Source organism: Bacillus sp. TE9106W, assembly GCF_054062215.1.
In genome coordinates, this window is sequence record NZ_JBSSFA010000017.1 from 80955 (window position 1) to 106347 (window position 25393).

The following is a 25393-nucleotide window of genomic DNA, read 5'->3' on the forward strand; positions in this document are numbered from 1 at the left end:
GGAATATAAAAATGTTAAAACGATATTGTATTCGCATTATGATGACTTGTTTACTTGCAATTGCATTATGCGTAACATGGAATGCTTTCACAGGAGTTTCTTTATTAGAGATTGTAAAGAAGTATGAGGGAACGAGTGCAAAAGAAGTACATGCAGCAGAAGTTAAGAGAAATGTTGCTCCGAGTAAAGAAGTGATAAATGCTTTAGAGCAGGCAAACGACTGGTCTAAATATCGTTCAATTGAAATGACAGCAACAGGTTATACGTCGGGAATTGAGTCAACTGGTAAGAGGCCGGGACATCCGGAGTATGGTATTACATATTCAGGTGTTAAGGCGAAAAGGGATTTATATTCCACAATCGCAGCGGACTTACGCGTATTCCCAATTGGAACAATCTTATTCGTACCAGGTTATGGGTATGGTGTAGTAGCTGATAAGGGCGGTGCAATAAAAGGAAACCGTCTTGATTTGTACTATGATACGGTGAAAGATGTTTATAGCCAATGGGGTAAGAAAAAAGTAAATGTATATGTAGTTAAGATAGGAAATGGTAAGTTTTCAGAAGAAGAGTTAACGATGTTAAACCAAGATGAAACGATGCAAGTGTTTCGCGGACAATATTTAAAACAAAGATAGTCTAGTGGTAATTACGCTAGACTTTTTTATTTTATATTGGAGGAAATAGGGACTAGATAGAATGTAACAGAAGTTAGAATTGTCGCATTTTATCGAAAATAAAGTTATAATAAAGGTAGAGTAGAGAAATTTAGGGGGTCTGAACATGTTTCAAGTACAAAAAGAATTAGCAAGCCATGAAGCGGTGGTTGTTGCCTTATTTGAAGAAGAGAAAACGAGTAGCTTTGTACAAGAACTGGACAAAGCGTTTGAAGGACAATTACAAGTTTTATTAGAAGAGAAAGAACTTTCTACGAAGAAGAAAGCTATTTCAAAAGTACATAGTTTAGGAAAAACAGATGTGAAACGTTATTATTTCGTTGGTTTAGGTAAGAAAGAATCTTATACGACAGAAACATTACGTTCGGCTCTTGGTAAGACGTTTAAAACACTGCAAGCAGCAAAAGTACAAGATGCAGCAATCTTACTTGATTCTTTCGTAACAGAGAAATTAGACGCGATTGATGTCGCTCATATTGCGGCAGAAGTACAAGGCCTTGGTACATATGAGTTACAAACGTATAAATCAGATAAAAAGGATCGTGTAGAGTTAGAGAAGTTTACGGCTATTACAGCGGAAGATGCACAGGAAATTGAAGCGGCATTAACAGTTGGCTACGTACATGGACGTGCAACAAATTCAGCTCGTACACTTGTAAATATGCCGCCAAACGTATTAACAGCAACAAAGCTTGCTGAGTATGCTGTTGAGTTAGCGGAAAAGTATGATATGGATTATAAAGTTCTTGAGAAAGAAGAGATGGAAGAGCTTGGTATGGGTGCATTACTTGCAGTAAACCAAGGTAGTATAGAGCCACCAAAAATGATCGCTCTTATTTATAAAGGAAAAGAAGAGTGGACAGATGTTATTGGATTCGTTGGAAAAGGAATCACATATGATACAGGTGGTTATTCTTTAAAACCACGTGAAGGTATGGTTGGTATGAAAGGTGATATGGGCGGTGCAGCTGCTGTATTAGGTGCGATGGAAATTATCGGTGAACTTCGCCCAGAGCAAAATGTGATCGCTGTTATTCCATCAACAGATAACGTTGTAAGTGGTACAGCATTTAAGCCAGACGATGTAATCACATCTATGAGCGGAAAAACAATTGAAGTATTAAATACAGATGCAGAAGGTCGCTTAGCATTAGCTGACGGTATTACGTATGCGAAAAAATTAGGTGCAAACTATCTCATTGATGTGGCGACATTAACAGGTGGTGTAATTGTTGCACTTGGAAATCATACGACAGGTGCGATGACAAACAATGAAGAGTTGTTTGAGCAAGTACTAGAGGCATCTATGGAAACAGATGAATCAATTTGGCAATTACCGATTTTTGATCGTGATAAAGAGCGCGTGAGAAACAGTAAGTTTGCTGATTTAAATAACTCACCAGGCCGCGAAGGACATGCGGTTATGGCAGGTACATTCATAGGTGAATTCGCTGAAGATACACCTTGGGTACACTTAGACATCGCTGGAACATCTGAATCATCAGGAGCGCATGATTTAGGGCCAGCTGGAGCAACAGGTGCAATGGTACGTACACTTGCAACACTTGTTGAACGTTTCGGAGAAGAATAAGATTATAAGAGAAGGCTGTTCCTACATTTTGGAACAGCCTTTTTTTTGATATATGTGGAGTTACGGGCGATGTAATTTCACTTTATAAAGAAATTGTATATAACGTCCCGTTTAAAGCAAAGGAAGTGCGTCCCGTTTCTTCAGAGACAACTAAAATAAGTGCATCGCTTTTTTCTGATAAGCCAATTGCAGCTCTGTGACGTGTTCCTAGCTCAGGATCAACTTCTGTGCTTCTTGTTAATGGAAGAATATTAGCAGCTGAAACAATATGATTATTTTTAACGAGAACGGCTCCGTCATGAAGAGGGTTACCTGGATAAAAAATCGACTCGAGCAGTGGTGCGGTTAAATGAGCGTTTAACGTTGTTCCAGTTTGAATACAAGATTCAAGTGTCTCGTTTCGTTCCACAACAATAAGAGCACCGTGTTTTCGGGCGCTTAAATGTTGGACAGCTGTTGTAATGAACTGTGAGCTTTCCGTATAAGGTGATAAATACGCTTGAATATAGTATGTAGCTGCCAGTGTTTGTACATTTGCTAACATATGATGAATATCTTCCATCTTGCACAAAATACATTCATCTTCTTTATCAATTGCTTGCCTCATAATTGATAATTCTTTTTCAGCAATTTCAATCATTTGCTTTGTTTGTATTTTGAGCTCTTCTGACAAGCCCCATTCTTGCATAATCCTCATTCCCTTTAGTGGAGTATTTAATCATAGTGTATACAAATATTCCCAGTAAAATCCTGTTAGATTGTAAAAAATATTGAGATACAGGTTGTTTTTTTCATATAATAAAGGTATGACAAGCGAGAGGAGATAGAAATATGAACTGGAAACAAGAATTTAGTCGCTGGCTTTCATATGCAGAGTTAGACGCAGAACTAAAAGAACAGTTAGAAAACATGAAGCAAGATGAGAAAAAAATCGAGGACAGCTTTTATAAAAATCTAGAATTTGGCACAGGTGGTATGCGTGGTGAACTTGGTGCTGGTACGAACCGTTTGAACGTATATACAGTTCGTAAAGCAACACAAGGATTAGCAAAGTTTATTGAAAAGTTAGGTGAAGAAGCGAAGAAGCGCGGTGTTGTTGTAGCGTATGATTCTCGCCATAAATCACCTGAGTTCGCAATGGAAGTAGCAGCTACACTTGGTGCACACGGTATTACAACATATGTGTTTGAAAGCTTACGCCCAACGCCAGTGCTTTCTTTCGCAGTTCGTCATTTACATACAGTGAGTGGAATCGTTCTTACGGCAAGCCATAATCCGCCTGAATATAACGGTTATAAAGTATACGGTGAAGATGGTGGGCAGTTGCCTCCAAAAGAAGCTGATGAATTAATTAGCTACGTAAACGCAGTAGAAGATGAATTAACAGTTGAAGTTGCTGATGTAGAGCAATTAAAAGCTGACGGTTTATTACATATGATTGGACAAGAAGTAGATGATGCATATGCTGCAGAATTGAACAATGTCATTATTAATAAAGAAATGGTACAAAAGGTTGGGAAAGACTTAAAAATCGTCTTCACACCACTACACGGAACATCAAATCTTTCTGTACGCCGTGGTTTAGCAGAAGTTGGATTTACAGATGTAACAGTTGTAAAAGAGCAAGAGTTACCAGATCCGAATTTCTCTACAGTGAAATCACCGAACCCAGAAGAGCATGCAGCGTTTGAGTATGCAATTCGTGACGGTGAGAAGGTAGGCGCAGATGTGTTAATCGCAACAGATCCTGACGCAGACCGCCTTGGTGTAGCAGTTCGTAATCATGATGGTGAGTTCCAAGTATTAACGGGTAACCAAACAGGTGCATTAATGCTTGATTACTTATTATCTCAAAAGAAAGAAAACGGAACGCTTCCAGAGAACGGTGTTGTATTAAAAACAATCGTAACGTCTGAAATTGGCCGTACAATCGCGAAAGCATACGGTTTAGATACAGTTGATACGTTAACTGGATTTAAATTTATCGGTGAGAAAATTAAACAGTATGAAGAAAGCGGACAATACGAATTCCAATTCGGTTATGAGGAAAGCTATGGTTATTTAATCCGTCCATTCTGCCGTGATAAAGATGCAGTACAATCTGTTCTATTTGCATGTGAAGTAGCTGCATACTACAAATCACAAGGTAAAACGTTATACGATGGTCTATTAGAAGTATTTGAGAAGTACGGTTTCTTCCGTGAAGATCTTGTATCGTTAACGCTAAAAGGGAAAGATGGAGCGGAACAAATTCAAGAAATGATGGCAACATTCCGTGAAAATCCTCCGAAAGAAGTAGCTGGCTTAACAGTTGTAGCAGTTGAAGACTATAAAGCGAGCATCATTACATCTTTACAAGATGGACATAAAGAAGAGATTCACTTACCGAAATCAAATGTGTTAAAATATCAATTAGAAGATGGTTCTTGGTTCTGCCTACGTCCATCTGGAACTGAACCGAAGATCAAGTTCTACTTCGGTGTTCAAGATAATTCTTTACAAAATAGTGAACAAAAGTTACTTACTATTAAAGAAGATATTATGAATCGTTTATAATATAAAGTAATTTTAAGTAGTAGGAAACAAAAGGGAGCGAAACCTCCCTTTTGTTCTATGTAAGGAAATAATCGTTATTGATTCTGACAGAAGAGAGGGTATTTTGTGATGAAAAGAGTAAGAAAAGCGATAATCCCAGCAGCTGGATTAGGAACACGTTTTTTACCAGCTACAAAAGCAATGCCAAAAGAAATGTTACCGATTGTTGATAAACCAACTATCCAATACATTGTAGAAGAAGCAGTAAAATCAGGAATCGAAGATATTATTATCGTTACTGGTAAAACGAAGCGTTCTATTGAAGATCATTTTGATAATGCATTTGAGTTAGAGCAAAACTTATTAGAAAAGAAAAAGTATGAGTTACTTGAAAAAGTACAGGCTTCTTCAAAAATGGTAGACATTCACTATATCCGTCAAAAAGAACCAAAAGGATTAGGTCACGCTGTTTGGTGTGCACGTAAATTCATCGGTGATGAGCCATTTGCTGTTTTATTAGGTGATGATATCGTTCAAGCTGAAAAACCATGTTTACGTCAATTAATTGAAGAATATGATAAAACGCTTTCTTCTGTTATTGGTGTACAAACGGTTCCAGAAGACGAAACACACCGCTACGGAATTATTGATCCGTTAGAGCAAGAAGGACGTCGTTACCAAGTTCGCAATTTCGTTGAGAAACCAGCAGCAGGTACAGCACCTTCAAACTTAGCAATTATGGGACGTTACGTTTTAACACCTGAAATCTTCATGTTCTTAGAACAACAACATGTTGGTGCTGGTGGTGAAATCCAGTTAACAGATGCTATTCAAAGCTTAAACGAAATTCAACGTGTATTCGCTTACGATTTCGAAGGAAAGCGCTACGACGTAGGTGAAAAGCTAGGATTCGTTCAAACGACAATTGAAATGGCACTGCAACACCCAGAATTACGTGATGACATGGTTGTAATGATGAAGAAAATTTTAGAAGAACAAACGAATCAAGAGTCTTAATATAAAAAAAGAGTTATCTTAACATAGTAAGATAACTCTTTTTTATTATGAAATCGTCGAATGAGAATGCTGATAAGCGGAACGACGTACAGCATAGTATATGCGAGGTGCGATAATAGCACCGATTATTGTAAACACAATATCTTTTACTGCAAACCACATCATAATCATCCATGCAGCTTTATAACTCATCTTGCCACCCATGAAGAGGTTGACTGCCCCGTACATATAAGTAGTACCGATAATATACGTTAAAATGATCCCTGTGAACGAAGCAATTGCAAATGTACTGAATGTCGGTTTTTCCTTTTGTTCTACTAGTTTTCCTGATACGTAAGCAACGATAATAAATGCAATAATAAAGCCACCAGTAGGATCTAAAAGTGCTCCAAATCCAGCTTTGAAGTTAGCGAAGATTGGTGCACCTGCTACTCCAACGAGCATGTAAACAGTCATTGATAATGCACCAAGTCTACTTCCAAGAAGAAGCCCTGCTAAAATTGCGAAAAATGGTTGCATAGATAATGGGATGCCCGCTACTTGCAGGAATGGTGCCCAAGATACAATATTTGCACCAATGGCCATAAGAGCGACGAACATGGCGGCTAATGCTAAATCTAAAACATGAAATCTTCTCATAATGTTAACCTCCTGTTGTTTTTAGGTTAACATTATCGTAGCGAAACTATTTACTTGTTGTCAATTAAAATATTTTGATAAGAAGGCTTCAAATACTCTCTTAGCAACGTATATGGAATACGAAATTGTGGAATGCCGCTTGAATAAGGCGCAATTTCATATAAAGGGAAATAAATGACAAGATTGTTCGGTTCTAAAAAGAAGTGAAACTTTTTCGTGCTCATGACTTTTTCAGTTGCATCAGGAAAATAAATACTTTCATTTTGTTTAATCTGTCTTACAATCTCAGCACGAATTACTTCTTTATATTTATCTTCTTGTTGAAATAAATCGTCTAAGTGTAGTAACTTTTTTTCTTTTAAATCAAATGTGTTAGCCTTCCACGTATAAAGACCGTGTGCTCCGCCTGTATATTGATAGTAATTCAAATAAAGGCTGAGCAAATGTGGTTTATTTAAGGAGACTTTATAATCAACATTCGCCACGTACGGATGAAATGGTGTACTAGATCCTTCTGTTTCTTTATAATATTTCTTTGCGTCTTTTTCTAATTTTGTTTTAAATTTTTCAGTAGATTTTTTGTAATAGAAATTGAGCTTATTTTGAAACTTAGAATCGGAAAAATTATGAAACGAAGGCCTATTGATTTGATATTCTATATAAGGTTTCTTACCTTTTTGCGTGACAGTCTGAACATCGATTGTCAGGTTGGATGCTTTGGCTGCTAGTGCACAATTTGGTACAATAGTCAGCAAGGAGAACATAAGAGATAGTATAAAAAATTTCTGTTTCATTTAGGTGAAACCTCCTTATATAAGTGTTATACGTAGTTTGAAAGTAAATAGGTAAAATTATACATTTAATTAAAGTGAGAGAAGGGGGAAACGATATGGCAAAAACTTTAATGGATTCACTTGGAATTGAGTTGTTAGAGATGACAGAAGATAAGGTAGTTGCTACGATGCCTGTTGATGAACGTACACATCAGCCGTTTGGTTTTTTACACGGTGGTGCATCTCTTGCGTTAGCGGAAACAGTAGCAAGCGTCGGTTCATACAATTTAATTGATCAAGAGAAATGCATTTGCTTCGGTCTAGAAATTAATGCAAACCATATTCGCTCAAAGAAAGATGGAATGGTAACGGCAATCGGAACACCGATACATAGAGGACATTCAACGATGGTTTGGGATGTGCGCATCATTGATGAGAATGACGATTTATTATGTATTTCAAGATGTACAGTAGCAATTAAAGAAAAACGTGAAAAGTAAAAAAGAGGCAGCTCAATAGAGCGCCTCTTTTTTATAATTAGAACTGGATTTTCTTCTCTAAGAAACCTTTTAGTTCGCTAATTGGCATACGAACTTGTTCCATTGTATCACGGTCACGTACTGTAACAGCTTTGTCTTCAACTGAGTCGAAGTCGTAAGTGATACAGAATGGTGTACCGATTTCGTCTTGACGACGGTAACGTTTACCGATAGAACCAGTTTCGTCAAAGTCTACCATGAAGTCTTTCGCTAATTCTGCGAATACTTCAGTAGCACCTTCAGATAGCTTTTTAGATAATGGTAAGATAGCTGCTTTGTATGGTGCTAAAGCAGGGTGGAAACGAAGAACTGTACGAGAATCGTTTTCTAATTGCTCTTCTTCGTATGCATCACATAAGAATGCTAATGTTACGCGGTCAGCACCTAAAGATGGCTCGATGCAGTACGGTACGTAACGCTCATTCGTTTGTGGATCGATATAGTTAAAGTCTTCGTTAGAGTGTTCCATGTGACGTTTTAAATCGAAGTCTGTACGAGATGCAACGCCCCATAGTTCGCCCCAACCGAATGGGAATTTGAATTCAATATCAGTTGTTGCGTTACTGTAGTGAGATAACTCCTCTTCACCGTGGTCACGAAGACGCATGCTTTCTTCCGTCATACCAAGTGAAAGTAACCAGTTCTTACAAGTTTCACGCCAGAATGCGAACCACTCTAAATCTTCACCAGGCTTACAGAAGAATTCAAGTTCCATTTGTTCGAATTCACGTGTACGGAATGTGAAGTTACCAGGCGTGATTTCGTTACGGAAGCTCTTACCGATTTGGCCAATACCAAATGGAAGTTTTTTACGCATAGAGCGTTGTACGTTTTTGAAGTTTACGAAAATACCTTGTGCTGTTTCTGGACGAAGGAAGATTTCGTTTGTGCTAGACTCTGTAACACCTTGGAATGTTTTGAACATTAAGTTGAACTGACGGATTTCAGTGAATTCTTCACTACCGCAATCAGGACATTTTACTTCATGTTCTTTCATTAAGTCAGCCATTTGGTCGAAAGTAAGACCATCAACAACCATTTCGATGCCTTTTGCATCTAATGCATCTTCAATTAATTTGTCAGCACGGTGACGCGCTTTACATTTTTTACAGTCGATCATTGGATCGTTGAAGTTACCAACGTGACCAGAAGCGATCCAAGTTTTTGGGTTCATTAAAATAGCTGCGTCTAAACCAACGTTGTATGGAGATTCTTGAATGAATTTTTTCCACCAAGCTTTTTTAACGTTATTTTTTAATTCGATTCCAAGTGGACCGTAATCCCAAGTGTTTGCAAGACCACCGTAAATTTCAGAACCAGGGAAAACGAAACCGCGATGTTTCGCTAAGTTTACTACTTGTTCCATTGAATACATAAGAAAATCCTCCTTTTGAAAGTTAACGTATTGGCGATGACGTGCTCAGGTAACTTGTGAAACGAGCAGTATATGCTTTGAAAAACATAAAAAAACGCTCATCCCAAGGCTTAATTGCCTAGGGACGAGCGTTTGCCCGCGGTTCCACCCTAGTTGATACACAAAAGGTGCATCCACTTTATCACGTATTGCTCGAGACTGCCGTTTCCTTGCAGCTTCAGGCTTTCACTATCCCTGAATCGCTTTTTGTGCAAGTACTTATAAGTCCGTCATCGCTACTTATATTAATAATAATGAACATATTCTAACACGTTCTTTTTTAAATCTCAATAGAGGAACGCGTCTATCTATGATAGAGTCTCGCCTATTTTTTCGTTATTTATTCCGTAATTTTGTTTAATGTGCTTAATTGCTTCACGTTTACTGAGCGGAGCAAGCTCGTTATTTTGCACGTATTCCCAAACGACATCGGGCTTTGTTTTTGCATATTCGCGAAGGACCCATCCAATTGCTTTTTGAATGAAAAATTCTTTTGAAGAATGTAGTTGTCCGATGACCCAAAAAAGAAGTTCTTCATCCATCTTTTGTTTATATTTTAGCTGGAATAAAATAGCGGCGCGTTGTAACCATATATTATCTGATGCAATCCACTTTGGAATATAGGCAGAAATTAATTCCGGGCGTTGTAAAAAGATATTGCCTAAAAAGGTAGGGACGATGCTATCAACGGTGTCCCACCAAGATTTTGTTACAATGAGTTCTTCTAAGAAGGGGATATGCGTTTCGTTTATATGCTTTTTATATTTTTGCATCATATCGAGTGCGGCTGCCTGAAATTCTCGTTCTGGTAAATCCCACAGCTCACGTACGATAATTTGGAAGTCTTTTGGATCTGGGAGAGTATGTATTTGGATGACGTCTTTCAATAATTGTCTTCTTTCAGGCGTTTGAATACCGAGAAATGGGAAGTGATTTTTCATATAACGTGCCATCGGTTCTGCTTTTTCTGGATTTTGATTTGCTGTGAAGTGCTCTTGTAATGCTTTTACAAATGGATGCATAGGTTCGTTCTCCTCTCTTATTATCTTACTCCTATTATTATACAGAGAGTTTGGTTGAATTTTAAAACATAACTTGCAATGCAACGAAATATGTTGAGAGTAGAGAGGAGAGGATAAGATGGAAGATCAAGGTTTACTAGCAGGTTTCTTTGCTCTTAGTTTTGCGTTTATTCTTGTTATATTGATTTGGGCAGTTATTGCGTATTTGTTAACGGCTTTTGCACTGTATACGATGGCGAAAAATGACGGTGCAACGGATGGTGTTCTTGCATTTATTCCTTTTTTAAATAGTAAAATATGGGGTGATTTAGCGAAAGATAAATTACCAGATTTCTTGAAAGAAGAAGCAGGATGGAAAGTATTCGGCATATATGTCGCATGTTTCATTTTTAATTTCGTACCAATTTTATATTTAATAGCAACAGCCGTATCGATTGTGTTGTCCATTTATCTCATCTACGCTATCTTAGACAGATATGGAACGAACTCTATATTATTTACGATTATTCATGTCATCACATTTTCGGTGTTCTTGCCGATTCACTTGTTCATTATTCGAAATGAGCCAGTGAGGTATAACGAGTAAGTTTATTTTAAATATGTGTAATGAAAAAAGCGCCCTGATTATCAGAGCGCTTTTTCTACTACATAAGGTAGCGTAAATAAATATAAATATGAGAAATGATTAATGAAACGATCATAATTGGGAAACCGACTTTTAGGAAGTCCATGTAGCTAAATTTATGCCCTTCGCGGCTTGCGATACCTGCGACAATTACGTTAGCTGAAGCTCCGATTAATGTTCCGTTTCCGCCCAGACAAGCACCTAATGCTAATGCCCACCATAATACGTCGATTTGTGCGTCAGAAGGTGATAAACCTAGCCCAACTGCCATATCGTTAATAAGTGGGATCATTGTTGCAACGAATGGAATGTTATCAATTGTTGCAGAGGCGATACCAGACACCCATAAAATAAGGATAGATGCGTAAGAAATATCTCCGCCTGTTATGCCAATTACTTTTTGAGCTAGCATTTTAATAAGGCCGATATCGATAAGTCCTCCAACGAGTACGAATAGTCCTGCGAAGAAGAAGATTGTTACCCATTCTACACTTGCAAATACCTCTTCAATTTCATGTTCTTTCACAGCAATTAGCATAAGTACAGTAGCACCAGTTAAAGCGATGATAGCTGCATCAATGTGGAAAATCGAATGAGTCATGAAACCTACAATTGTAAGTCCAAGTACTGTTAAAGATTTTTTCATTAATACTGGATCTTTAATGTATTGTTTTTCATCTAGGCTCATTAATTTTTTAACTTGTACAGGATCAGCAATTAATTGTTTACGGTACATGAAGTAAAGTATGACTGCTGTCACTGCAATAATAATAATTACGATTGGCGCTAAGTTTATTAAGAATGCATTGAAGTCTAAATGCTTATTTGCAGAACCAATCATAATATTAGGTGGATCACCAATTAATGTTGCTGTTCCCCCAATGTTTGAAAAAATAATTTCAGAAAGTAAATAAGGAACAGGATTTACTTGCAGTATGCGCGTAATAGATAAAGTAACTGGAACAACAAGAAGTACAGTTGTAACGTTATCTAAAAATGCGGAACCAAGCGCAGTAAGTAAGGAAAGTGAAATTAAAATTTTAATTGGATTTCCTTGTGCTCCTTTTGCTGCTTTAATGGCAACGTATTGGAAGACGCCCGATTTACTCGTAATGTTCACCAAAATCATCATACCGATGAGTAGTGTAATCGTCCCCCATTCAATATGTTTCGTAAAGGCGTTGTGTAAATCAACGACCCCCATAATTACCATGAGTGCTGCACCGAGAAGTGCGATGACAGCGCGATTGATTTTTTCAGAAATAATAATGGCATATGTAATTAAAAAGACTGCGATAGCAAAATAATACTGCCAATTTGCGAGCTCTTGCGTTGTTTCGTGCAAAACTCTCATCTCCTTTCATTCACTTTTCTTAGTGTGTCAAAAATTAACTAGATGAAACACACATAACGTCATTATAAATTAGAAAATTGTCGGATGTAAATGAAAGGGCTTATTTTGTTATATTTTCTGCAACTGTTACTTTTTCGTATTTTTAAAAATATTTGCGGGTATTTGACATATATATAAGATACATCCAATCTGAATATTTAAAATGGAATTAGCATTCGAGCTTGTTCGTGTAGGAGTGTCAAATAGAAAGGAATGACAAAGATGATAAGGAAGGGATCGTATGGATGAACAACGATTTTTATTTTTAGATTTTGAGTTTACGATGCCCCAGCACAGAAAAAAACCAAAAGGATTTTTCCCGGAGATTATTGAGGTAGGACTCGTTTCGGTTGTTGGCTGTAAGGTAGAAGATACGTATTCAGCTCATGTGAGGCCGAAAACTTTTCCTTCTTTAACGGATCGATGTAAGAAATTTTTAGGGATTAAACAAGAAGTCGTAGATAAAGGGATTTCGTTTCTAGAACTCGTTGAAAAACTCGCAGAATATGAAAAGAAATGTAAACCGACCATTGTTACGTGGGGAAATATGGATATGAAAGTGTTGAAGCATAATTGTGAAAAAGCGGAGGTAGATTTTCCGTTCTTAGGACAGTGCCGTGATTTATCACTTGAGTATAAGAAGTTTTTTGGTGAGAGAAATCAAACAGGATTGTGGAAAGCAATTGAAGCGTATGGAAAAGTAGGGACGGGTAAGCATCATTGTGCGCTAGATGATGCGATGACGACGTATAATATTTTTAAATTAGTAGAAAAAGATAAAGAGTATTTAGTGAAACCAGCACCTCCAACATTAGGAGAACTCGTTGATTTTTCAAAAGTGTTAAAGAAAGTGAGCACACAGTAACGACCAAATTGCACAGTATGTAATTTGGTCGTTTTGTTTTTTTAAAGTTTGTAGTCTTTTTTTAACTGCTCTAATGTTTCTAGACTGCGAACTGCAAAAGGTGAATCATCTTCAGCAAATGAATTCATTTGAGTTTCTAATGCTAATTTGAGTGAATCTGTATAATCTGGAATTTCTCCTTCATATTTCTTCACCATTTGCTCTGGAATGTTCGTCTGTTCACGGAAAGCTAAAGCACGTCTTTCGTGGAAAAATGGTACGTCAGCTTGTTTCACGTTATGTAAGTCACCTTGCACCGGATGTTTTAAAACAGCTAATACTTTTACGACGTAACTGCCAGGGCGTCTATTTGTAACTTCGCCGATGTATTTTCCCGTCTTATAAATACCAGTAACGATTTCGCCAATTTCAAATGTTTCTCTCATATTTTTCACCTCAAGTTTATAGTAAGGAAAGTAAGAGAAGGAGTCAAAGAAATCATTCGCTTTCGGAACGACCCCTTGAGAATATGAATCGGTTCAACTATAATTTAAATTAATGTAACAGAAAATTCTGATGTTTTATAAATCCTCTAATGAAGGAGTGTTCTATTCTATATGATGCCTTTATATTTTCCGGAAGATAAAACAGAATATATTATTCCAGGGATTGTTTGTGTTCTATTTATCATCGGTGCCGTTGCTACGTGGCGTATGTTCGTTCGTGTATCAAAACGAGAAGCAGAACGATTACAGAAAGTTGAAGAAAAGCTATTAGCTGAAAAGAAACAGTAACTCATTTTTGTATGTTTCCCTCTATGCTCGGACAATCTAAGGGCAGAATGTATTTTGGAGGGAATAAAATGAAAAAACGGCTTTTTTTCAGTTGTTGTTTACTATTTCTGATGGCAGGTTGTGACCAAGGAAAGCCGAAAGAAATTGACGTGAAATTACATAATGCTTCAGGTGATGAAGTGGGAACTGCGAAAGTAACTCAGCAAACAAGCGGAGTGAAAATTACGATTAAAGGGGAAGGTTTCACGCCAGGCCCGCACGGACTACATGTACACGAAATTGGAGAGTGTAAAGCACCTCGTTTTGAATCAGCTGGAAATCATTTTAATCCAGATGATAAAAAGCATGGTCTACTCAATCCGAAGGGTGCAGAAAACGGCGATTTACCGAACGTAATTGCAGACGGTTCTGGAAAGATTAAAGCAGAAATTGATGCGCCACACATAACGCTTGAAGAAGGAAAAACGACGATTTATAGAAAAGATGGAGCGTCTATTATTATTACGGAAAACGCTGATGATGGCATGACACAACCGACAGGGAAATCCGGTGATCGAATTGCTTGCGGTGTCATTGTAAAAAAAGCGTCGGATATGAAGAAAAAGTAAAAGCTACCGTGCATGGTAGCTTTTTGTGTAGTGTAAGTGAAAATATCTGAGCGATTATTGGAATATATCGACTGTAACTCAAATTATATCGGCGATTATTGGAATATATCGACCGCAACTCGAAATATATCAGCGATTTTTTTAATATATTGACTTACCGACAAAAGTTGACAAAGGAGTCTGTCTCAAATAGCCTCCTTTTTATTATGAAAACGTATGGCGCAGTCTATTTAAAATTTCTTCTAAAACAGATCTTGGACAGCCGATGTTAATTCGAATATGTTCTTCTCCGCCTAATCCGTATTTCTCACCAGGTTCAACGATAATTTTCCCTTTTTCCTCAAGCGATATAGTGCGCTCGTCTTGAGAAAGATTTAGGGCAGAACAATCAATCCATAATAAAAAGCTACCTTCTGGCTTCATTACGGAAAGAGTAGGTATGTGATCTTTAATATATTCACAAGCGAATTTAGCGTTATCTTCTATATAGAATCGAATTTCATTTAGCCAATCGTTACATTCTGTATAGGCACTTTGCATCGCTGTATAGGCGAATATATTTAATCCGTGGAAGCCTTGTCTATATTGGATAGATGTAAAGGCTTGACGGAGTTTTTCATTTGGAATGATAATAATCGATGCTTGTAATCCCGCGATATTAAATGTTTTACTCGGAGCCATACAAGTAATCGTGCGCGCTGCTAATTCTTCAGATAAAGAAGCGAACGGTGTATGTGTATGATCTGCGTAAATAATATCGGAATGAATTTCGTCTGCGACAACGATTACATTATATTTGGTACATAAAGATCCAAGCTTTGTTAGTTCCTCTTTCGTCCAAACACGCCCTATCGGATTGTGAGGACTGCAAAGAAGCATGAGTTTGACGCCTTGTTGAAATTGCTTTTCTAAATGCTCAAAGTCTATCGCATATGTATCATTTTGTTTCTGTAATGGACTTACGCATAATTGTCTGTTGTTTGTTGTGACCATTTCGAAAAATGGGGGATAAATAGGTGGTTGTACGAGAACGGATTCGTTTTCCTTTGTGAAGGCTTGTATGCTCGTACTAAGAGCTGGAACGATTCCGGCGCTAAAGACAATCCATTCTTTTTGAATATCCCAGTTGTACTGTTTTTTGGTCCAGTTACAAATAATATCTCCAATATTTTCAGGAGGAAGTGTATAGCCGAAAATAGGATGCTCGATACGTTTCTTTAAAGCAGTTTGAATTGGTTGTGGTACTTCAAAATCCATATCCGCAATCCAAGCATGGATAAGTTCTTCGTTTTTATATGTATCCCATTTTATACTATGAGTTCCACGTCGATTGACTGTTTTATGAAATAGTTGCATAAGTTTGCCCCCTTCTTCTGTAAAACCGTTAAGTTATAAAAGTTCTCTCTCTTCTTATAGAATAGCTGATGTGATAGGATAAAGAAAAGTATTAAAAAGTGAAAAGGCGGGAAGCGAATGGGTACATATGAAAAGATGATAGAGGTTGTGAAGAATTGGGATCCGTTTCAAATGGGACCGGAGTTTTATGAAACAGAAGCGAGCGATGTTGTGAACGTCGCAAGTGTGTTTGATGATTCGAAATACATCGCAAAGAAGATTCAACATATATACTTTATGTCTTTTGAAGAAGTACCTGCGCTTGAAAAATGTGAGAAGTTAGCTGTGGAATTACTCGTAATAAAAGAAGGCGGAAGTTGTTCATTGTAGGCTGTCGGAATTTCCGACAGCCTTTTACATTACTGCGCAGAAAATGTGATAATTTCTTCATAAACATGTTCCGGTTTTTCTTCTGGTAGTAAATGTCCTGTGTTTTCGTAAGAAATAAATTTCGAATTCGGTAAATCTTTATGTAGACGATGACCTACATGTACAGGGACGACGCGATCTTTTTCACCCCAAATGAGTAGTGTAGGTGTTTCGATTTTTTGTAATTCAATTGAAGATAAGTCACCTTCACGATCTCGTATCATACGAGTTAAAGCGGGGAATATACGGTTGTCATAAAAAGGAGCGGAGTAACCTTCCTTCATTTCATCGTCAATTAATGAATGATCATGAACGACATTCATTAAGTTATGAACAATGCCGCGCCGTATAATCCAGTTCTTTACGTATAAATGAAAGAACGGCAAATAAGAAGAATACATTAAAGGTAAGTTTGCGCGTGCTAAATAACTCGAGCTGCATAGTAAAATCGTCTTTGAAATTAATTCAGGACGTATACGGTTTACATAAAGAGAAATTTGCCCACCCATAGAATGCCCAACTAACACAATATTTGAAAGAGATAAGTGTTCGATTAAATCGATAATAATCATTGCTAAATTGTGATAAGAATACTTAAACAGATGAGACTTATCACTTTTTCCGAACGGTGGTAAATCAAGAGCAATGACGGTTCCTTCTTTCGATAGTAAAGGAATGAGACGGCGGTAACTGAATGAGGAAGATAAAAAACCGTGAACGAGCACGAAAGTAGGGCGTTCCGCTTTATTAGCATGCTCATACAATTCGTAATGAATCGTAGTGCCGCGAGTGGAAAAAGTGAAATAAGGACAAGTATATTCGTGATTCATTTTTTGTCACTCCATTGATTTTTGTTCATATCATCTCCAAGGAAGAAAAAAATATGTTAACAAAAAAAGGCAAGATGACGATGTCATCTTGCCTTTCGTTTATTCCATTATTACCCGCGAACAATATTCGGTGGTGTCTTTCCTTGTAACGCTGTAACTAAATTTTCAGCGGCGGTCATAGCCATCTGCTGCCTAGTTTTTAATGTTGCAGATCCGATGTGTGGTAAAGTCACAACGTTTTGTAATGATAAGAGCGGATTATCTTTTTGAATCGGCTCTTGTGTAAACGTATCGATGCCTGCTGCAAAGATTTTCTTTTCAGTTAACGCATGGATTAACGCTTCTTCATCGACTGTTTTCCCGCGAGAAGCATTAATGAAGATAGCTGTTTCTTTCATGAATGAAAATTCCTTTTCTCCGATAAGGTGATACGTTTCATCTGTTAATGGAGTAAGAAGAACGATAAAGTCAGACTGTTTGAGTAGTGTCTGTAAATCACAATATGTAGCGTCGAATTTTTGTTCAGCTTCTTCTTTTCGGCGACGGTTATAATAAAGAACATCCATATCAAATCCGAATTTCGCTCGTTTTGCAACAGCTTCTCCAATTCGGCCCATACCGATAATGCCGATTGTACTATGATGTACATCTAGACCAAAGTGTTCTTTTCCAATTTCGGCATTCCATTCACCATTTTTTACGTAGGAGTCGAGTTCACAAACACGACGACCAGCAGATAACATAAGAGCGAAAACGAGGTCAGCTACTGTATCATCTAGTACGTACGGTGTATTTGTTCCGATGACATTGTGCTTTGCCATCGCTTGTAAATCAAAATTATCGTAACCGACAGAAATGTTGCTTACTACTTTTAAGTTAGGAGCCGCCTCCAATAATTCTTCATTAATAGCAGATCCAAAATTTAATAAACCATCTTTATCTTGTATTTTCTCTAGTAGAACATCACGAGGTACCTTCTCATTTTGCTCCCATTTTTCATAATCACAGTGTTCTGATAAATAGTTTTCTACAAATGTTGGAACTGGTTCAGCAATATAAACTTTTGGTTTCACGGTTCCATCCCCTTTCGCTTTATCACGCATTTTTCCGCTGATTAAGTTTCACTTTACCCCGCTTTAACGAGCAGTAAGACTCCCACCTAAAAAGACGGTTGAGACAAAGAAGTGAGGTGGGAGATCAACTGCTCGTAAAAGCCCGATTGGTTCAACTAATAATCCATGGGGTGAACCTTTCCATGGATTAAAGTTTCACTTTATTTTGACATAATTCACTAAAAAAATCTTCTTTTCAAACTGGAAAGTGTATTTGTATAATTTAGACACAAACGAAAAGGAAGGATGATTTATGTGGTGACAGAAAAGGAGTTAGAATTATTAGCTTGTCTTGAAAAAAGTAGTCGATTATCTGTAGATACATTAGCGAAGCTGTTAAATATAGAAGTAGAAGAAGTAAAGAAAATGGTTGAAAAATTAGAAGCGGAAAAGATTATCGTGGATTATGTCACACATATCGATTGGACGAAGGTGAAAGAACATACAGGTTTAACGGCAATGATCGATGTGAAAGTTACACCAAAGCACGGCGTTGGGTTCGATGCAGTTGCCGAACAAATTTATCGTTATTCAGAAGTAAAGTCTGTGTATTTAATGTCAGGGACGTATGATCTTTCTATTACATTAGAAGGAAAGACAATGGGAGAAGTAGCGATGTTTGTTTCTGAGAAATTAGCAACAATTGAATCTGTCGTTTCTACGACAACGCATTTCATTTTGAAGAAGTATAAACATGAGGGAATTATTTATGAAAAAAACGATGATGATAAGCGAATTGTGGTGACACCATGAAGCAATTTGAACTATCTAGAGCAGCAGAATCTCTACAACCATCTGGTATTCGAAAGTTTTTCGATTTAGCAGCAAATATGAAAGGTGTTATTTCTCTTGGAGTAGGAGAGCCTGATTTTGTTACACCTTGGAATGTGAGGCAAGCATGTATCCGTTCTATAGAACAAGGATATACGTCATATACAGCAAATGCAGGATTATTGGAGCTCCGTCAAGAAATAGCAAAGTATCTAAAAAAACAATTTGCAGTATCTTATGATCCAAACGATGAAATCATTGTTACAGTTGGAGCGAGTCAGGCGTTAGATGTAGCGATGCGCGCCATTATAAATCCTGATGATGAAATACTTATTATTGAACCAAGCTTTGTTTCTTATGCACCGCTCGTAACTTTAGCTGGAGGAGTTCCGGTTCCTGTGGCGACTACTTTAGAAAATGAGTTTAAAGTACAACCAGAACAAATTGAAGCAGCTATTACAGCGAAAACGAAGGTAATTTTACTTTGTTCACCAAATAACCCAACAGGTGCAATGTTGAATAAGTCCGAGCTTGAAGAAATAGCAGTGATTGTTGAGAAGTACAATTTAATCGTATTATCTGATGAAATTTACGCAGAGCTTGTATACGACGAAGCATATACAAGTTTCGCGAGTATTAAAAATATGCGTGAGCATACGATTTTAATTTCAGGATTTTCAAAAGGATTTGCGATGACAGGGTGGCGCCTTGGTATGATTGCAGCTCCCGTTTATTTTTCGGAATTAATGCTCAAAATTCACCAATATTCCATGATGTGTGCGCCGACGATGTCTCAGTTTGCAGCACTTGAAGCGTTACGCACGGGGAATGATGAAGTAATTCGGATGAGAGATAGTTATAAGAAACGCCGTAATTTTATGACGACATCTTTCAATGAAATGGGATTAACATGTCATGTGCCGGGCGGAGCATTTTATGTATTTCCTTCTATTTCTTCAACTGGACTATCTTCGGCGGAATTTGCAGAACAGTTATTATTAGAAGAAAAGGTGGCTGTTGTACCTGGAAGTGTATTTGGGGAAAGTGGTGAAGGATTTATTCGTTGTTCATATGCAACATCGCTTGAACAACTTATGGAAGCAATGAAGAGAATGGAACGGTTCGTAGAGAATAAAAAAAGGACAAAACACAATACGTTTTGTCCATAAAAGGGGGGGAATACTAGAAAGCCATGTGTTAGTATTCTACCCTAATATTGGAGAATTATACTTACTTAAGGAAATTTTTTCATGAATTTTGAATGCGTCCTGTCATAGTGGTATAATTTACTAATATAAGGTATACGTATTCGGAGTAGTTTTACTTAGGGTACGTACTAACTAATCGGATATTTAACAATAAATCATCTGCTTTGCTATCTACAATTGTAGAGAAAATGGTAAACGTATGGGAGTGTTTCATATGTCAGAACAATATACAACAGGAGTGGTTGTAACAGGGAAAGTGACTGGGATTCAAGATTACGGTGCATTTGTAGCGTTAGATGCAGAAACACAAGGACTTGTGCATATATCTGAAATTACAAATGGATATGTAAAGGATATTCATGACTTTTTAAAAGTCGGCGATACAGTAGAAGTAAAAGTACTTTCAATTGATGAAGAACACAGAAAAATGAGTTTATCGTTAAAAGCGGCGAAAAGAAAACAAGGACGGATTCTTATACCGAATCCATCTGAGAACGGATTTAATACGCTGCGAGAAAAGCTAACAGAATGGATTGAAGAGTCCGAGTTAACAAAGTAAAAGAGGAACGCATATGAGCGTTCCTCTTTTACTTTATCTTATGATATATATTTGCAAATATGATTGCATGCAATCATATTCGTATGTCGGAGGTGAAGTAAAGACATACTGACTAGCGAATCTCGTTCGTTTCTGGGTGAGTGCCAAGATTTTCTGATGGTTTAAAGAGTAAACCAAGATTGATAAGCCCAGAAATACCGACGATGCCGTAAATAATACGTGAAAGAGCTGAGTTTTGTCCACCGAAAATGGCTGCTACTAAGTCAAACTGGAAGAACCCGATTAATCCCCAGTTCACAGCGCCAATTACAGTAAAGACTAATGCGATACGTTGCAAAGTACTCATGAAAAAGCCCCCCTTAATTGTGAAGCATGAGCAAGCGATGAGTTAATTAACTCTTTTATAGAATGGGGTAGTTATGTTGTTTTTATACATAAAAAATGTTTGAAACAGGATGTATATACATCTATACCGAAAAATGCGAATTTTTATGCAAAAAATGAACTTTTTCTAAAAAATATATATTGGTTACGTTTACAATGGTTGAATCGCTTGATTTACAACTTCAGTTTCGCTAAAGTGAATACAGAAATACATATCCATAATTGGAGGGAAAAAGATGAGTACACATGTAACGTTCGACTATTCTAAAGCGTTATCCTTCATCGGTGAACATGAAATCACTTATTTACGTGATGCAGTGAAAGTAACACATCACGCAATCCACGAAAAAACTGGAGCTGGGAACGATTTCCTTGGGTGGGTAGACCTTCCGCTTCAATATGACAAAGAAGAATTCGCTCGCATTCAAAAATGCGTAGAAAAAATTAAAAATGACTCTGACATTTTACTTGTTGTAGGTATCGGTGGTTCTTACCTAGGAGCACGTGCAGCAATTGAAATGTTAAACCATTCTTTCTACAACACGCTATCTAAAGAACAACGTAAAACTCCACAAGTGCTATTTGTTGGACAAAACATTAGCTCCACTTACATGAAAGATTTAATGGACGTATTAGAAGGTAAAGACTTCTCTATTAACGTTATTTCCAAATCAGGTACAACGACAGAGCCTGCACTAGCATTCCGTATTTTCCGTAAGTTATTAGAAGAAAAGTATGGAAAAGAAGAAGCTCGCAAACGTATTTATGCAACGACAGATAAAGCACGTGGTGCATTAAAAACATTAGCTGATAATGAAGGTTACGAAACATTCGTTATTCCAGATGATGTTGGAGGACGTTTCTCTGTATTGACGCCAGTTGGTTTATTACCAATCGCAGTAAGTGGTTTAAATATTGAAGAGATGATGAAAGGTGCAGCTGCTGGTCGTGATGACTTCGGAACATCAGAACTAGAAGAAAACCCAGCTTACCAATATGCAGTAGTTCGTAACGCTTTATACAATAAAGGAAAAACAATTGAAATGCTTGTTAACTATGAGCCGGCACTTCAATACTTCGCTGAGTGGTGGAAACAGTTATTTGGTGAAAGTGAAGGAAAAGATCAAAAAGGTATTTTCCCATCTTCAGCAAACTTCTCAACTGACTTACACTCATTAGGTCAATACGTTCAAGAAGGTCGTCGTGATTTATTTGAAACAGTTCTGAAAGTAGGTAAATCTACACATGAACTAACAATTGAATCAGAAGAAAACGATTTAGATGGATTAAACTACCTTGCTGGTGAAACTGTAGACTTCGTAAACACGAAAGCATACGAAGGTACATTACTTGCACATAGCGATGGTGGAGTACCAAACTTAATCGTAAATATTCCTGAATTAAATGAGTACACATTCGGTTACCTTGTATACTTCTTCGAAAAAGCATGTGCGATGAGCGGCTACTTATTAGGCGTAAATCCATTTGACCAACCAGGAGTAGAAGCATACAAGAAAAACATGTTTGCTTTACTTGGTAAACCAGGATTTGAAGAATTAAAAGCAGAATTAGAAGAGCGTTTAAAATAATAAAAAGCGGCCGCAATCCGGCCGCTTTTTATTATTTCGTCGAAAAGTCCATTAGTATATTCAAACTAGAGTGGGTATGCTAAAGAAAAAGTCTAGGAGGGATGGGCTTGATTCCGATTCAATCAAATTTAGAGGGACGTACATATGCGTTATATAAGTTAGAAGAAATAATGAAGCCACTTGGGTATAGCATTGGCGGCAATTGGGATTATGAGAAAGGATGCTTTGATTATAAAATTGATGAAGAAGATGGCTACCAATTTTTACGAGTGCCATTTACAGCGGTTGATGGAGAACTAGATGTACCTGGTGTAGTAGTTCGTCTTGGAACGCCGTATATTCTTTCGCACGTATATCAAGACGAACTAGATGATCATGTTAATACTTTAACAGCCGGAACGAGTGGAATGGATCAATTTGCTGAGCCGAAAGATCCAGATGGAGATGTAAAAAGAAAATATATCAATATTGGGAAAGTACTCATACAAGAACTAGAAAAACATTTTACTAATGGTGAATAACAATGAGTATGTCGCTTTGAATGAGAACAAAGGAATGAACTGGATTAATCATATATTGTTCGTCGCGCTTTATACCTAGTAAGAGAATGTTTTGCTTTAAAAGAGTATAGCTACAATTTGCAAAAGTTTGTCCGGTGCAGGACGATGGAAGCTCCATCAGTTGTAATTTATTATCAGAGATTTCATTGTAAAGTGAAAATAGTACACCTGAAATGGAAGGGAATAAAAGAGAAGCGGTAAATACATAGCTCGTTAATTTATTTCCTTCTATAATTTCTGATGCACCAGCTCTCGTTGCATTTTGTATTTGTTCAGAAGTAAGAAGTTCAGCGATGCAGTGAATGTTTGGGTTGAGCCCTTTTGCGGTTAAAATATTTAAAATGGACTGTGTATCAGCTAAGCTTTCGTTTTTTTCTTTATCAGCAGTTATTAATATAGTGTGAGCCGTTGTAATATTAGCTTTTAATAATGTTTGATCGTGATGGGGGCATCCTTTTATAAATTCTAAATGATGAAATGGTTTTGGCAGTAAAGAAAGTGTTTCATCAATTAAAACGATATCCAGGTTCGGTTGTAAGATGTGCATTTGTTTTACAACATGTTTTGCCCGTTCGTTCCAGCCGACAATAATCATATGACCGTTAGAGGTCGCGGCTTCTTCTCCTTTAACTTTCATATATTGTTTATTAATCATATCAGTGGCGAATAGAACCATATAATAAGAACAAAAACCAGTTCCAAATAAAATAATACCCATACCGATAAGTTTGCCGATTAGTGTATGCGGGGCAAAGTCACCATAGCCAACAGTGAAAATCGTAACGATTGACCACCAAATTCCATCAAACCATGTGGTAAAGTGCGACGGTTCTAATATATGTATAAGAAAGCCGGAAAAAGCAGTAAGTACAACAATAAAACAAATTAAACGAAAAATAATCGAATCACGAAATGCATCTACTAATTTTGGACGGGATTTCAATTGCCAATTCCTCCTTACTTTGCAGGACTACATTCATTGTTGCCATTATAGAAAAAAGAAAAACTCTCTAATTTTAAAAGAGAGTTTGTTTTGCGTTACATACTTTCCACCTCAGTTTGTTGAACACTTTCAAGATGCTGGAGAGCATAATAAACATCGGCAGTATGTCTTTTTTGATCGATACATAATTTAAGATGTAAATAGTGAGAACCATTTTCTAACGTTTTAAGCTTCATATTCTTCACTTTTATATCCATTTCTTTTATTTCCTCAATTACAACCGGGATATTGTCCATCTTTCGCACAACAAGTTTGACTACGATATCACGTTGACGAAATGATCTAGGTCCTATGAATTTCATTGTTAACGGTATAAGTTCAACGCTAATCATAAGGAAACACATCCCGAAAATTGCTTCGATATAGAATCCGGCTCCAACAGCAATACCAATACCAGATGCGCCCCAGATCATAGCGGCAGTCGTTAGTCCTGCAATACTATCGTTTCCTCTTCTTAAAATAACACCAGCACCTAAAAAACCAATTCCTGATACAATTTGGGCGGCAAGTCGAAGGGGATCCATATTCATATGATCGGTATGTGGTAAGTTATAAGCTGCTTTAATAGAAACAATCGTCAGGAGGCAACTAATAATAGAAATAACTAAACACGTTTTTAAACCAAGTGGTTTCCGTTTTAATTCGCGCTCTAAACCGATGGCGAATCCTAAAATAGCCGAAAGACCTAGTTTGATTAATAAATCGGTATAGTCCATATATATTCCTCCTTGTATGATATCGTATATAAATAAAACGTTTATTATAGAAAGAAACGTTTTTGGGTAGAGTGACTTTATATAGAATATATGTAGCAATCTTTTAGAAATGAAAGAGATATTTCGTTTAAGTATATGATAATAAAAAAGAAATGTAGTTAATTTAAAAAAAGTTTATAAAAGGTGTTGCATTTCATTTTACTGCATGATATATTAATAACCGTCGCTGATGCGGAAACGCAGAAAACGACAAAAAAGAAATTAAAAAACTTAGTTGACATCGAAAAACGAAGATGTTAACATAAGGGAGTCGCAAATGAGCGACCAAGTGGTTCTTTGAAAACTGAACGAAACAAACAACGTGAAACGTCAATTTTTATTTTAGATGCTAGACAAACTAACTTTATTGGAGAGTTTGATCCTGGC

Annotated in this window: 28 protein-coding genes; 15 read left to right on the plus strand and 13 right to left on the minus strand. The window is 37.0% G+C overall.

Annotation, left to right across the window (positions count from 1 at the left end; all coding sequences use genetic code 11):
• The first annotated feature begins 11 nt into the window (after nt 1-11).
• Nucleotides 12-638 (plus strand): 3D domain-containing protein, encoded by a 627-nt coding sequence (locus ACVWY7_RS23695; RefSeq protein ID WP_000920101.1) that lies wholly within the window; start codon nt 12-14, stop codon nt 636-638.
• 145 nt (nt 639-783) lie between these two features.
• Nucleotides 784-2268, plus strand: a complete 1485-nt coding sequence (gene pepA / locus ACVWY7_RS23700; RefSeq protein ID WP_000487984.1) for a cytosol aminopeptidase — start codon at nt 784-786, stop codon at nt 2266-2268.
• 82 nt (nt 2269-2350) lie between these two features.
• On the opposite strand, the gene cdaS is transcribed toward pepA, so the two are convergent.
• Nucleotides 2351-2956 carry a sporulation-specific diadenylate cyclase CdaS gene (gene cdaS / locus ACVWY7_RS23705; protein WP_001158742.1) on the minus strand — a complete coding sequence of 202 codons (606 nt, stop codon included), beginning with the start codon at nt 2954-2956 and terminating at the stop codon, nt 2351-2353.
• Between the two features lie 143 nt (nt 2957-3099).
• On the opposite strand from cdaS, the gene ACVWY7_RS23710 reads away from it, so the two are divergent.
• Together ACVWY7_RS23710 and galU are read left to right on the plus strand one after the other, a co-directional pair.
• Nucleotides 3100-4824: a phospho-sugar mutase gene (locus ACVWY7_RS23710; RefSeq protein WP_001104191.1), complete on the plus strand. Its 1725-nt coding sequence runs from the start codon at nt 3100-3102 to the stop codon at nt 4822-4824.
• A 108-nt stretch (nt 4825-4932) separates the two neighbouring features.
• Nucleotides 4933-5820: a UTP--glucose-1-phosphate uridylyltransferase GalU gene (galU, locus tag ACVWY7_RS23715; protein ID WP_000832654.1), complete on the plus strand. Its 888-nt coding sequence runs from the start codon at nt 4933-4935 to the stop codon at nt 5818-5820.
• A gap of 45 nt (nt 5821-5865) precedes the next feature.
• On the opposite strand, the gene ACVWY7_RS23720 is transcribed toward galU, so the two are convergent.
• On the minus strand, nt 5866-6459 hold the full coding sequence (locus ACVWY7_RS23720) for a biotin transporter BioY (protein WP_001252159.1): 594 nt from the start codon (nt 6457-6459) through the stop codon (nt 5866-5868).
• Nucleotides 6460-6509: 50 nt separating this feature from the next.
• Nucleotides 6510-7253, minus strand: coding sequence for a DUF3298 and DUF4163 domain-containing protein (locus ACVWY7_RS23725; RefSeq protein WP_456524002.1), 744 nt, complete (start codon nt 7251-7253; stop codon nt 6510-6512).
• 95 nt (nt 7254-7348) lie between these two features.
• Between ACVWY7_RS23725 and ACVWY7_RS23730 the strand changes: the two genes are divergently transcribed.
• Nucleotides 7349-7732 (plus strand): hotdog fold thioesterase, encoded by a 384-nt coding sequence (locus ACVWY7_RS23730; protein ID WP_001140609.1) that lies wholly within the window; start codon nt 7349-7351, stop codon nt 7730-7732.
• A 37-nt stretch (nt 7733-7769) separates the two neighbouring features.
• Here the strand turns inward: ACVWY7_RS23730 and ACVWY7_RS23735 are convergent, their stop codons facing one another.
• Nucleotides 7770-9146, minus strand: a complete 1377-nt coding sequence (locus tag ACVWY7_RS23735) for a glycine--tRNA ligase (RefSeq protein ID WP_000287154.1) — start codon at nt 9144-9146, stop codon at nt 7770-7772.
• Between the two features lie 347 nt (nt 9147-9493).
• Nucleotides 9494-10207, minus strand: a complete 714-nt coding sequence (locus ACVWY7_RS23740) for a DNA alkylation repair protein (RefSeq protein ID WP_000553326.1) — start codon at nt 10205-10207, stop codon at nt 9494-9496.
• 118 nt (nt 10208-10325) lie between these two features.
• Between ACVWY7_RS23740 and ACVWY7_RS23745 the strand changes: the two genes are divergently transcribed.
• A complete protein-coding gene (locus ACVWY7_RS23745; RefSeq protein WP_000390057.1) occupies nt 10326-10793 on the plus strand; it encodes a hypothetical protein in 468 nt (155 codons plus the stop codon).
• A 58-nt stretch (nt 10794-10851) separates the two neighbouring features.
• Here the strand turns inward: ACVWY7_RS23745 and ACVWY7_RS23750 are convergent, their stop codons facing one another.
• Nucleotides 10852-12177 carry an ArsB/NhaD family transporter gene (locus ACVWY7_RS23750; protein ID WP_000545220.1) on the minus strand — a complete coding sequence of 442 codons (1326 nt, stop codon included), beginning with the start codon at nt 12175-12177 and terminating at the stop codon, nt 10852-10854.
• A 289-nt stretch (nt 12178-12466) separates the two neighbouring features.
• On the opposite strand from ACVWY7_RS23750, the gene kapD reads away from it, so the two are divergent.
• Nucleotides 12467-13090: a 3'-5' exonuclease KapD gene (kapD, locus tag ACVWY7_RS23755; protein WP_000344361.1), complete on the plus strand. Its 624-nt coding sequence runs from the start codon at nt 12467-12469 to the stop codon at nt 13088-13090.
• A gap of 41 nt (nt 13091-13131) precedes the next feature.
• Here the strand turns inward: kapD and ACVWY7_RS23760 are convergent, their stop codons facing one another.
• The gene (locus ACVWY7_RS23760; protein WP_001209332.1) at nt 13132-13515 is read right to left on the minus strand and encodes a kinase-associated lipoprotein B; all 384 of its coding nucleotides are present in this window, start codon (nt 13513-13515) and stop codon (nt 13132-13134) included.
• Nucleotides 13516-13689: 174 nt separating this feature from the next.
• Between ACVWY7_RS23760 and ACVWY7_RS23765 the strand changes: the two genes are divergently transcribed.
• Nucleotides 13690-13863 (plus strand): hypothetical protein, encoded by a 174-nt coding sequence (locus ACVWY7_RS23765; RefSeq protein ID WP_212115065.1) that lies wholly within the window; start codon nt 13690-13692, stop codon nt 13861-13863.
• A gap of 68 nt (nt 13864-13931) precedes the next feature.
• Nucleotides 13932-14471 (plus strand): superoxide dismutase [Cu-Zn], encoded by a 540-nt coding sequence (gene sodC, locus ACVWY7_RS23770; protein WP_000746509.1) that lies wholly within the window; start codon nt 13932-13934, stop codon nt 14469-14471.
• Nucleotides 14472-14675: 204 nt separating this feature from the next.
• Here the strand turns inward: sodC and ACVWY7_RS23775 are convergent, their stop codons facing one another.
• A complete protein-coding gene (locus ACVWY7_RS23775) occupies nt 14676-15827 on the minus strand; it encodes a MalY/PatB family protein (protein WP_456524003.1) in 1152 nt (383 codons plus the stop codon).
• A 117-nt stretch (nt 15828-15944) separates the two neighbouring features.
• Between ACVWY7_RS23775 and ACVWY7_RS23780 the strand changes: the two genes are divergently transcribed.
• Nucleotides 15945-16196 (plus strand): YugE family protein, encoded by a 252-nt coding sequence (locus ACVWY7_RS23780; protein ID WP_000537636.1) that lies wholly within the window; start codon nt 15945-15947, stop codon nt 16194-16196.
• Between the two features lie 29 nt (nt 16197-16225).
• Here the strand turns inward: ACVWY7_RS23780 and ACVWY7_RS23785 are convergent, their stop codons facing one another.
• Together ACVWY7_RS23785 and ACVWY7_RS23790 are read right to left on the minus strand one after the other, a co-directional pair.
• Nucleotides 16226-17065, minus strand: a complete 840-nt coding sequence (locus ACVWY7_RS23785; RefSeq protein ID WP_001015199.1) for an alpha/beta fold hydrolase — start codon at nt 17063-17065, stop codon at nt 16226-16228.
• Between the two features lie 110 nt (nt 17066-17175).
• Entirely contained in the window at nt 17176-18168 is a 993-nt protein-coding gene (locus tag ACVWY7_RS23790; RefSeq protein WP_073526294.1) for a 2-hydroxyacid dehydrogenase, read from the minus strand.
• A gap of 264 nt (nt 18169-18432) precedes the next feature.
• Here ACVWY7_RS23790 and ACVWY7_RS23795 point away from each other — a divergent pair, with 264 nt between their 5' ends.
• From ACVWY7_RS23795 to yugI, 3 genes are all read left to right on the plus strand, one after another.
• On the plus strand, nt 18433-18930 hold the full coding sequence (locus ACVWY7_RS23795) for an Lrp/AsnC family transcriptional regulator (protein WP_000255699.1): 498 nt from the start codon (nt 18433-18435) through the stop codon (nt 18928-18930).
• Nucleotides 18927-20117 (plus strand): aminotransferase, encoded by a 1191-nt coding sequence (locus tag ACVWY7_RS23800; protein ID WP_072191026.1) that lies wholly within the window; start codon nt 18927-18929, stop codon nt 20115-20117. Before ACVWY7_RS23795 ends, ACVWY7_RS23800 begins: the two co-directional genes overlap by 4 nt.
• A 253-nt stretch (nt 20118-20370) precedes the next feature.
• Nucleotides 20371-20715, plus strand: a complete 345-nt coding sequence (yugI, locus tag ACVWY7_RS23805; protein WP_000003765.1) for a S1 domain-containing post-transcriptional regulator GSP13 — start codon at nt 20371-20373, stop codon at nt 20713-20715.
• A 112-nt stretch (nt 20716-20827) separates the two neighbouring features.
• Here yugI and ACVWY7_RS23810 read toward each other — a convergent pair whose 3' ends face one another.
• Nucleotides 20828-21061 (minus strand): DUF378 domain-containing protein, encoded by a 234-nt coding sequence (locus ACVWY7_RS23810; protein WP_000105789.1) that lies wholly within the window; start codon nt 21059-21061, stop codon nt 20828-20830.
• A 274-nt stretch (nt 21062-21335) separates the two neighbouring features.
• Here ACVWY7_RS23810 and ACVWY7_RS23815 point away from each other — a divergent pair, with 274 nt between their 5' ends.
• Both ACVWY7_RS23815 and ACVWY7_RS23820 read left to right on the plus strand, forming a co-directional pair.
• On the plus strand, nt 21336-22688 hold the full coding sequence (locus tag ACVWY7_RS23815; protein WP_073526292.1) for a glucose-6-phosphate isomerase: 1353 nt from the start codon (nt 21336-21338) through the stop codon (nt 22686-22688).
• A 107-nt stretch (nt 22689-22795) separates the two neighbouring features.
• Nucleotides 22796-23209, plus strand: a complete 414-nt coding sequence (locus tag ACVWY7_RS23820) for a YugN-like family protein (RefSeq protein ID WP_017561657.1) — start codon at nt 22796-22798, stop codon at nt 23207-23209.
• On the opposite strand, the gene ACVWY7_RS23825 is transcribed toward ACVWY7_RS23820, so the two are convergent.
• Nucleotides 23196-24191 carry a potassium channel family protein gene (locus ACVWY7_RS23825; protein WP_000842311.1) on the minus strand — a complete coding sequence of 332 codons (996 nt, stop codon included), beginning with the start codon at nt 24189-24191 and terminating at the stop codon, nt 23196-23198. The genes ACVWY7_RS23820 and ACVWY7_RS23825 overlap by 14 nt on opposite strands.
• A gap of 95 nt (nt 24192-24286) precedes the next feature.
• Nucleotides 24287-24967: an MgtC/SapB family protein gene (locus ACVWY7_RS23830; RefSeq protein WP_073526275.1), complete on the minus strand. Its 681-nt coding sequence runs from the start codon at nt 24965-24967 to the stop codon at nt 24287-24289.
• Nucleotides 24968-25393: the final 426 nt, after the last annotated feature.

Coding starts and splice junctions, on each gene's coding strand:
- ACVWY7_RS23695 (WP_000920101.1), top strand. CDS start 12: ATGTTAAAACGATATTGTATTCGCATTATGATGACTTGTTTACTTGCA.
- pepA (WP_000487984.1), top strand. CDS start 784: ATGTTTCAAGTACAAAAAGAATTAGCAAGCCATGAAGCGGTGGTTGTT.
- cdaS (WP_001158742.1), bottom strand. CDS start 2,956: ATGCAAGAATGGGGCTTGTCAGAAGAGCTCAAAATACAAACAAAGCAA.
- ACVWY7_RS23710 (WP_001104191.1), top strand. CDS start 3,100: ATGAACTGGAAACAAGAATTTAGTCGCTGGCTTTCATATGCAGAGTTA.
- galU (WP_000832654.1), top strand. CDS start 4,933: ATGAAAAGAGTAAGAAAAGCGATAATCCCAGCAGCTGGATTAGGAACA.
- ACVWY7_RS23720 (WP_001252159.1), bottom strand. CDS start 6,459: ATGAGAAGATTTCATGTTTTAGATTTAGCATTAGCCGCCATGTTCGTC.
- ACVWY7_RS23725 (WP_456524002.1), bottom strand. CDS start 7,253: ATGAAACAGAAATTTTTTATACTATCTCTTATGTTCTCCTTGCTGACT.
- ACVWY7_RS23730 (WP_001140609.1), top strand. CDS start 7,349: ATGGCAAAAACTTTAATGGATTCACTTGGAATTGAGTTGTTAGAGATG.
- ACVWY7_RS23735 (WP_000287154.1), bottom strand. CDS start 9,146: ATGTATTCAATGGAACAAGTAGTAAACTTAGCGAAACATCGCGGTTTC.
- ACVWY7_RS23740 (WP_000553326.1), bottom strand. CDS start 10,207: ATGCATCCATTTGTAAAAGCATTACAAGAGCACTTCACAGCAAATCAA.
- ACVWY7_RS23745 (WP_000390057.1), top strand. CDS start 10,326: ATGGAAGATCAAGGTTTACTAGCAGGTTTCTTTGCTCTTAGTTTTGCG.
- kapD (WP_000344361.1), top strand. CDS start 12,467: ATGGATGAACAACGATTTTTATTTTTAGATTTTGAGTTTACGATGCCC.
- ACVWY7_RS23760 (WP_001209332.1), bottom strand. CDS start 13,515: ATGAGAGAAACATTTGAAATTGGCGAAATCGTTACTGGTATTTATAAG.
- ACVWY7_RS23765 (WP_212115065.1), top strand. CDS start 13,690: ATGCCTTTATATTTTCCGGAAGATAAAACAGAATATATTATTCCAGGG.
- sodC (WP_000746509.1), top strand. CDS start 13,932: ATGAAAAAACGGCTTTTTTTCAGTTGTTGTTTACTATTTCTGATGGCA.
- ACVWY7_RS23775 (WP_456524003.1), bottom strand. CDS start 15,827: ATGCAACTATTTCATAAAACAGTCAATCGACGTGGAACTCATAGTATA.
- ACVWY7_RS23780 (WP_000537636.1), top strand. CDS start 15,945: ATGGGTACATATGAAAAGATGATAGAGGTTGTGAAGAATTGGGATCCG.
- ACVWY7_RS23785 (WP_001015199.1), bottom strand. CDS start 17,065: ATGAATCACGAATATACTTGTCCTTATTTCACTTTTTCCACTCGCGGC.
- ACVWY7_RS23790 (WP_073526294.1), bottom strand. CDS start 18,168: ATGCGTGATAAAGCGAAAGGGGATGGAACCGTGAAACCAAAAGTTTAT.
- ACVWY7_RS23800 (WP_072191026.1), top strand. CDS start 18,927: ATGAAGCAATTTGAACTATCTAGAGCAGCAGAATCTCTACAACCATCT.
- yugI (WP_000003765.1), top strand. CDS start 20,371: ATGTCAGAACAATATACAACAGGAGTGGTTGTAACAGGGAAAGTGACT.
- ACVWY7_RS23810 (WP_000105789.1), bottom strand. CDS start 21,061: ATGAGTACTTTGCAACGTATCGCATTAGTCTTTACTGTAATTGGCGCT.
- ACVWY7_RS23815 (WP_073526292.1), top strand. CDS start 21,336: ATGAGTACACATGTAACGTTCGACTATTCTAAAGCGTTATCCTTCATC.
- ACVWY7_RS23830 (WP_073526275.1), bottom strand. CDS start 24,967: ATGGACTATACCGATTTATTAATCAAACTAGGTCTTTCGGCTATTTTA.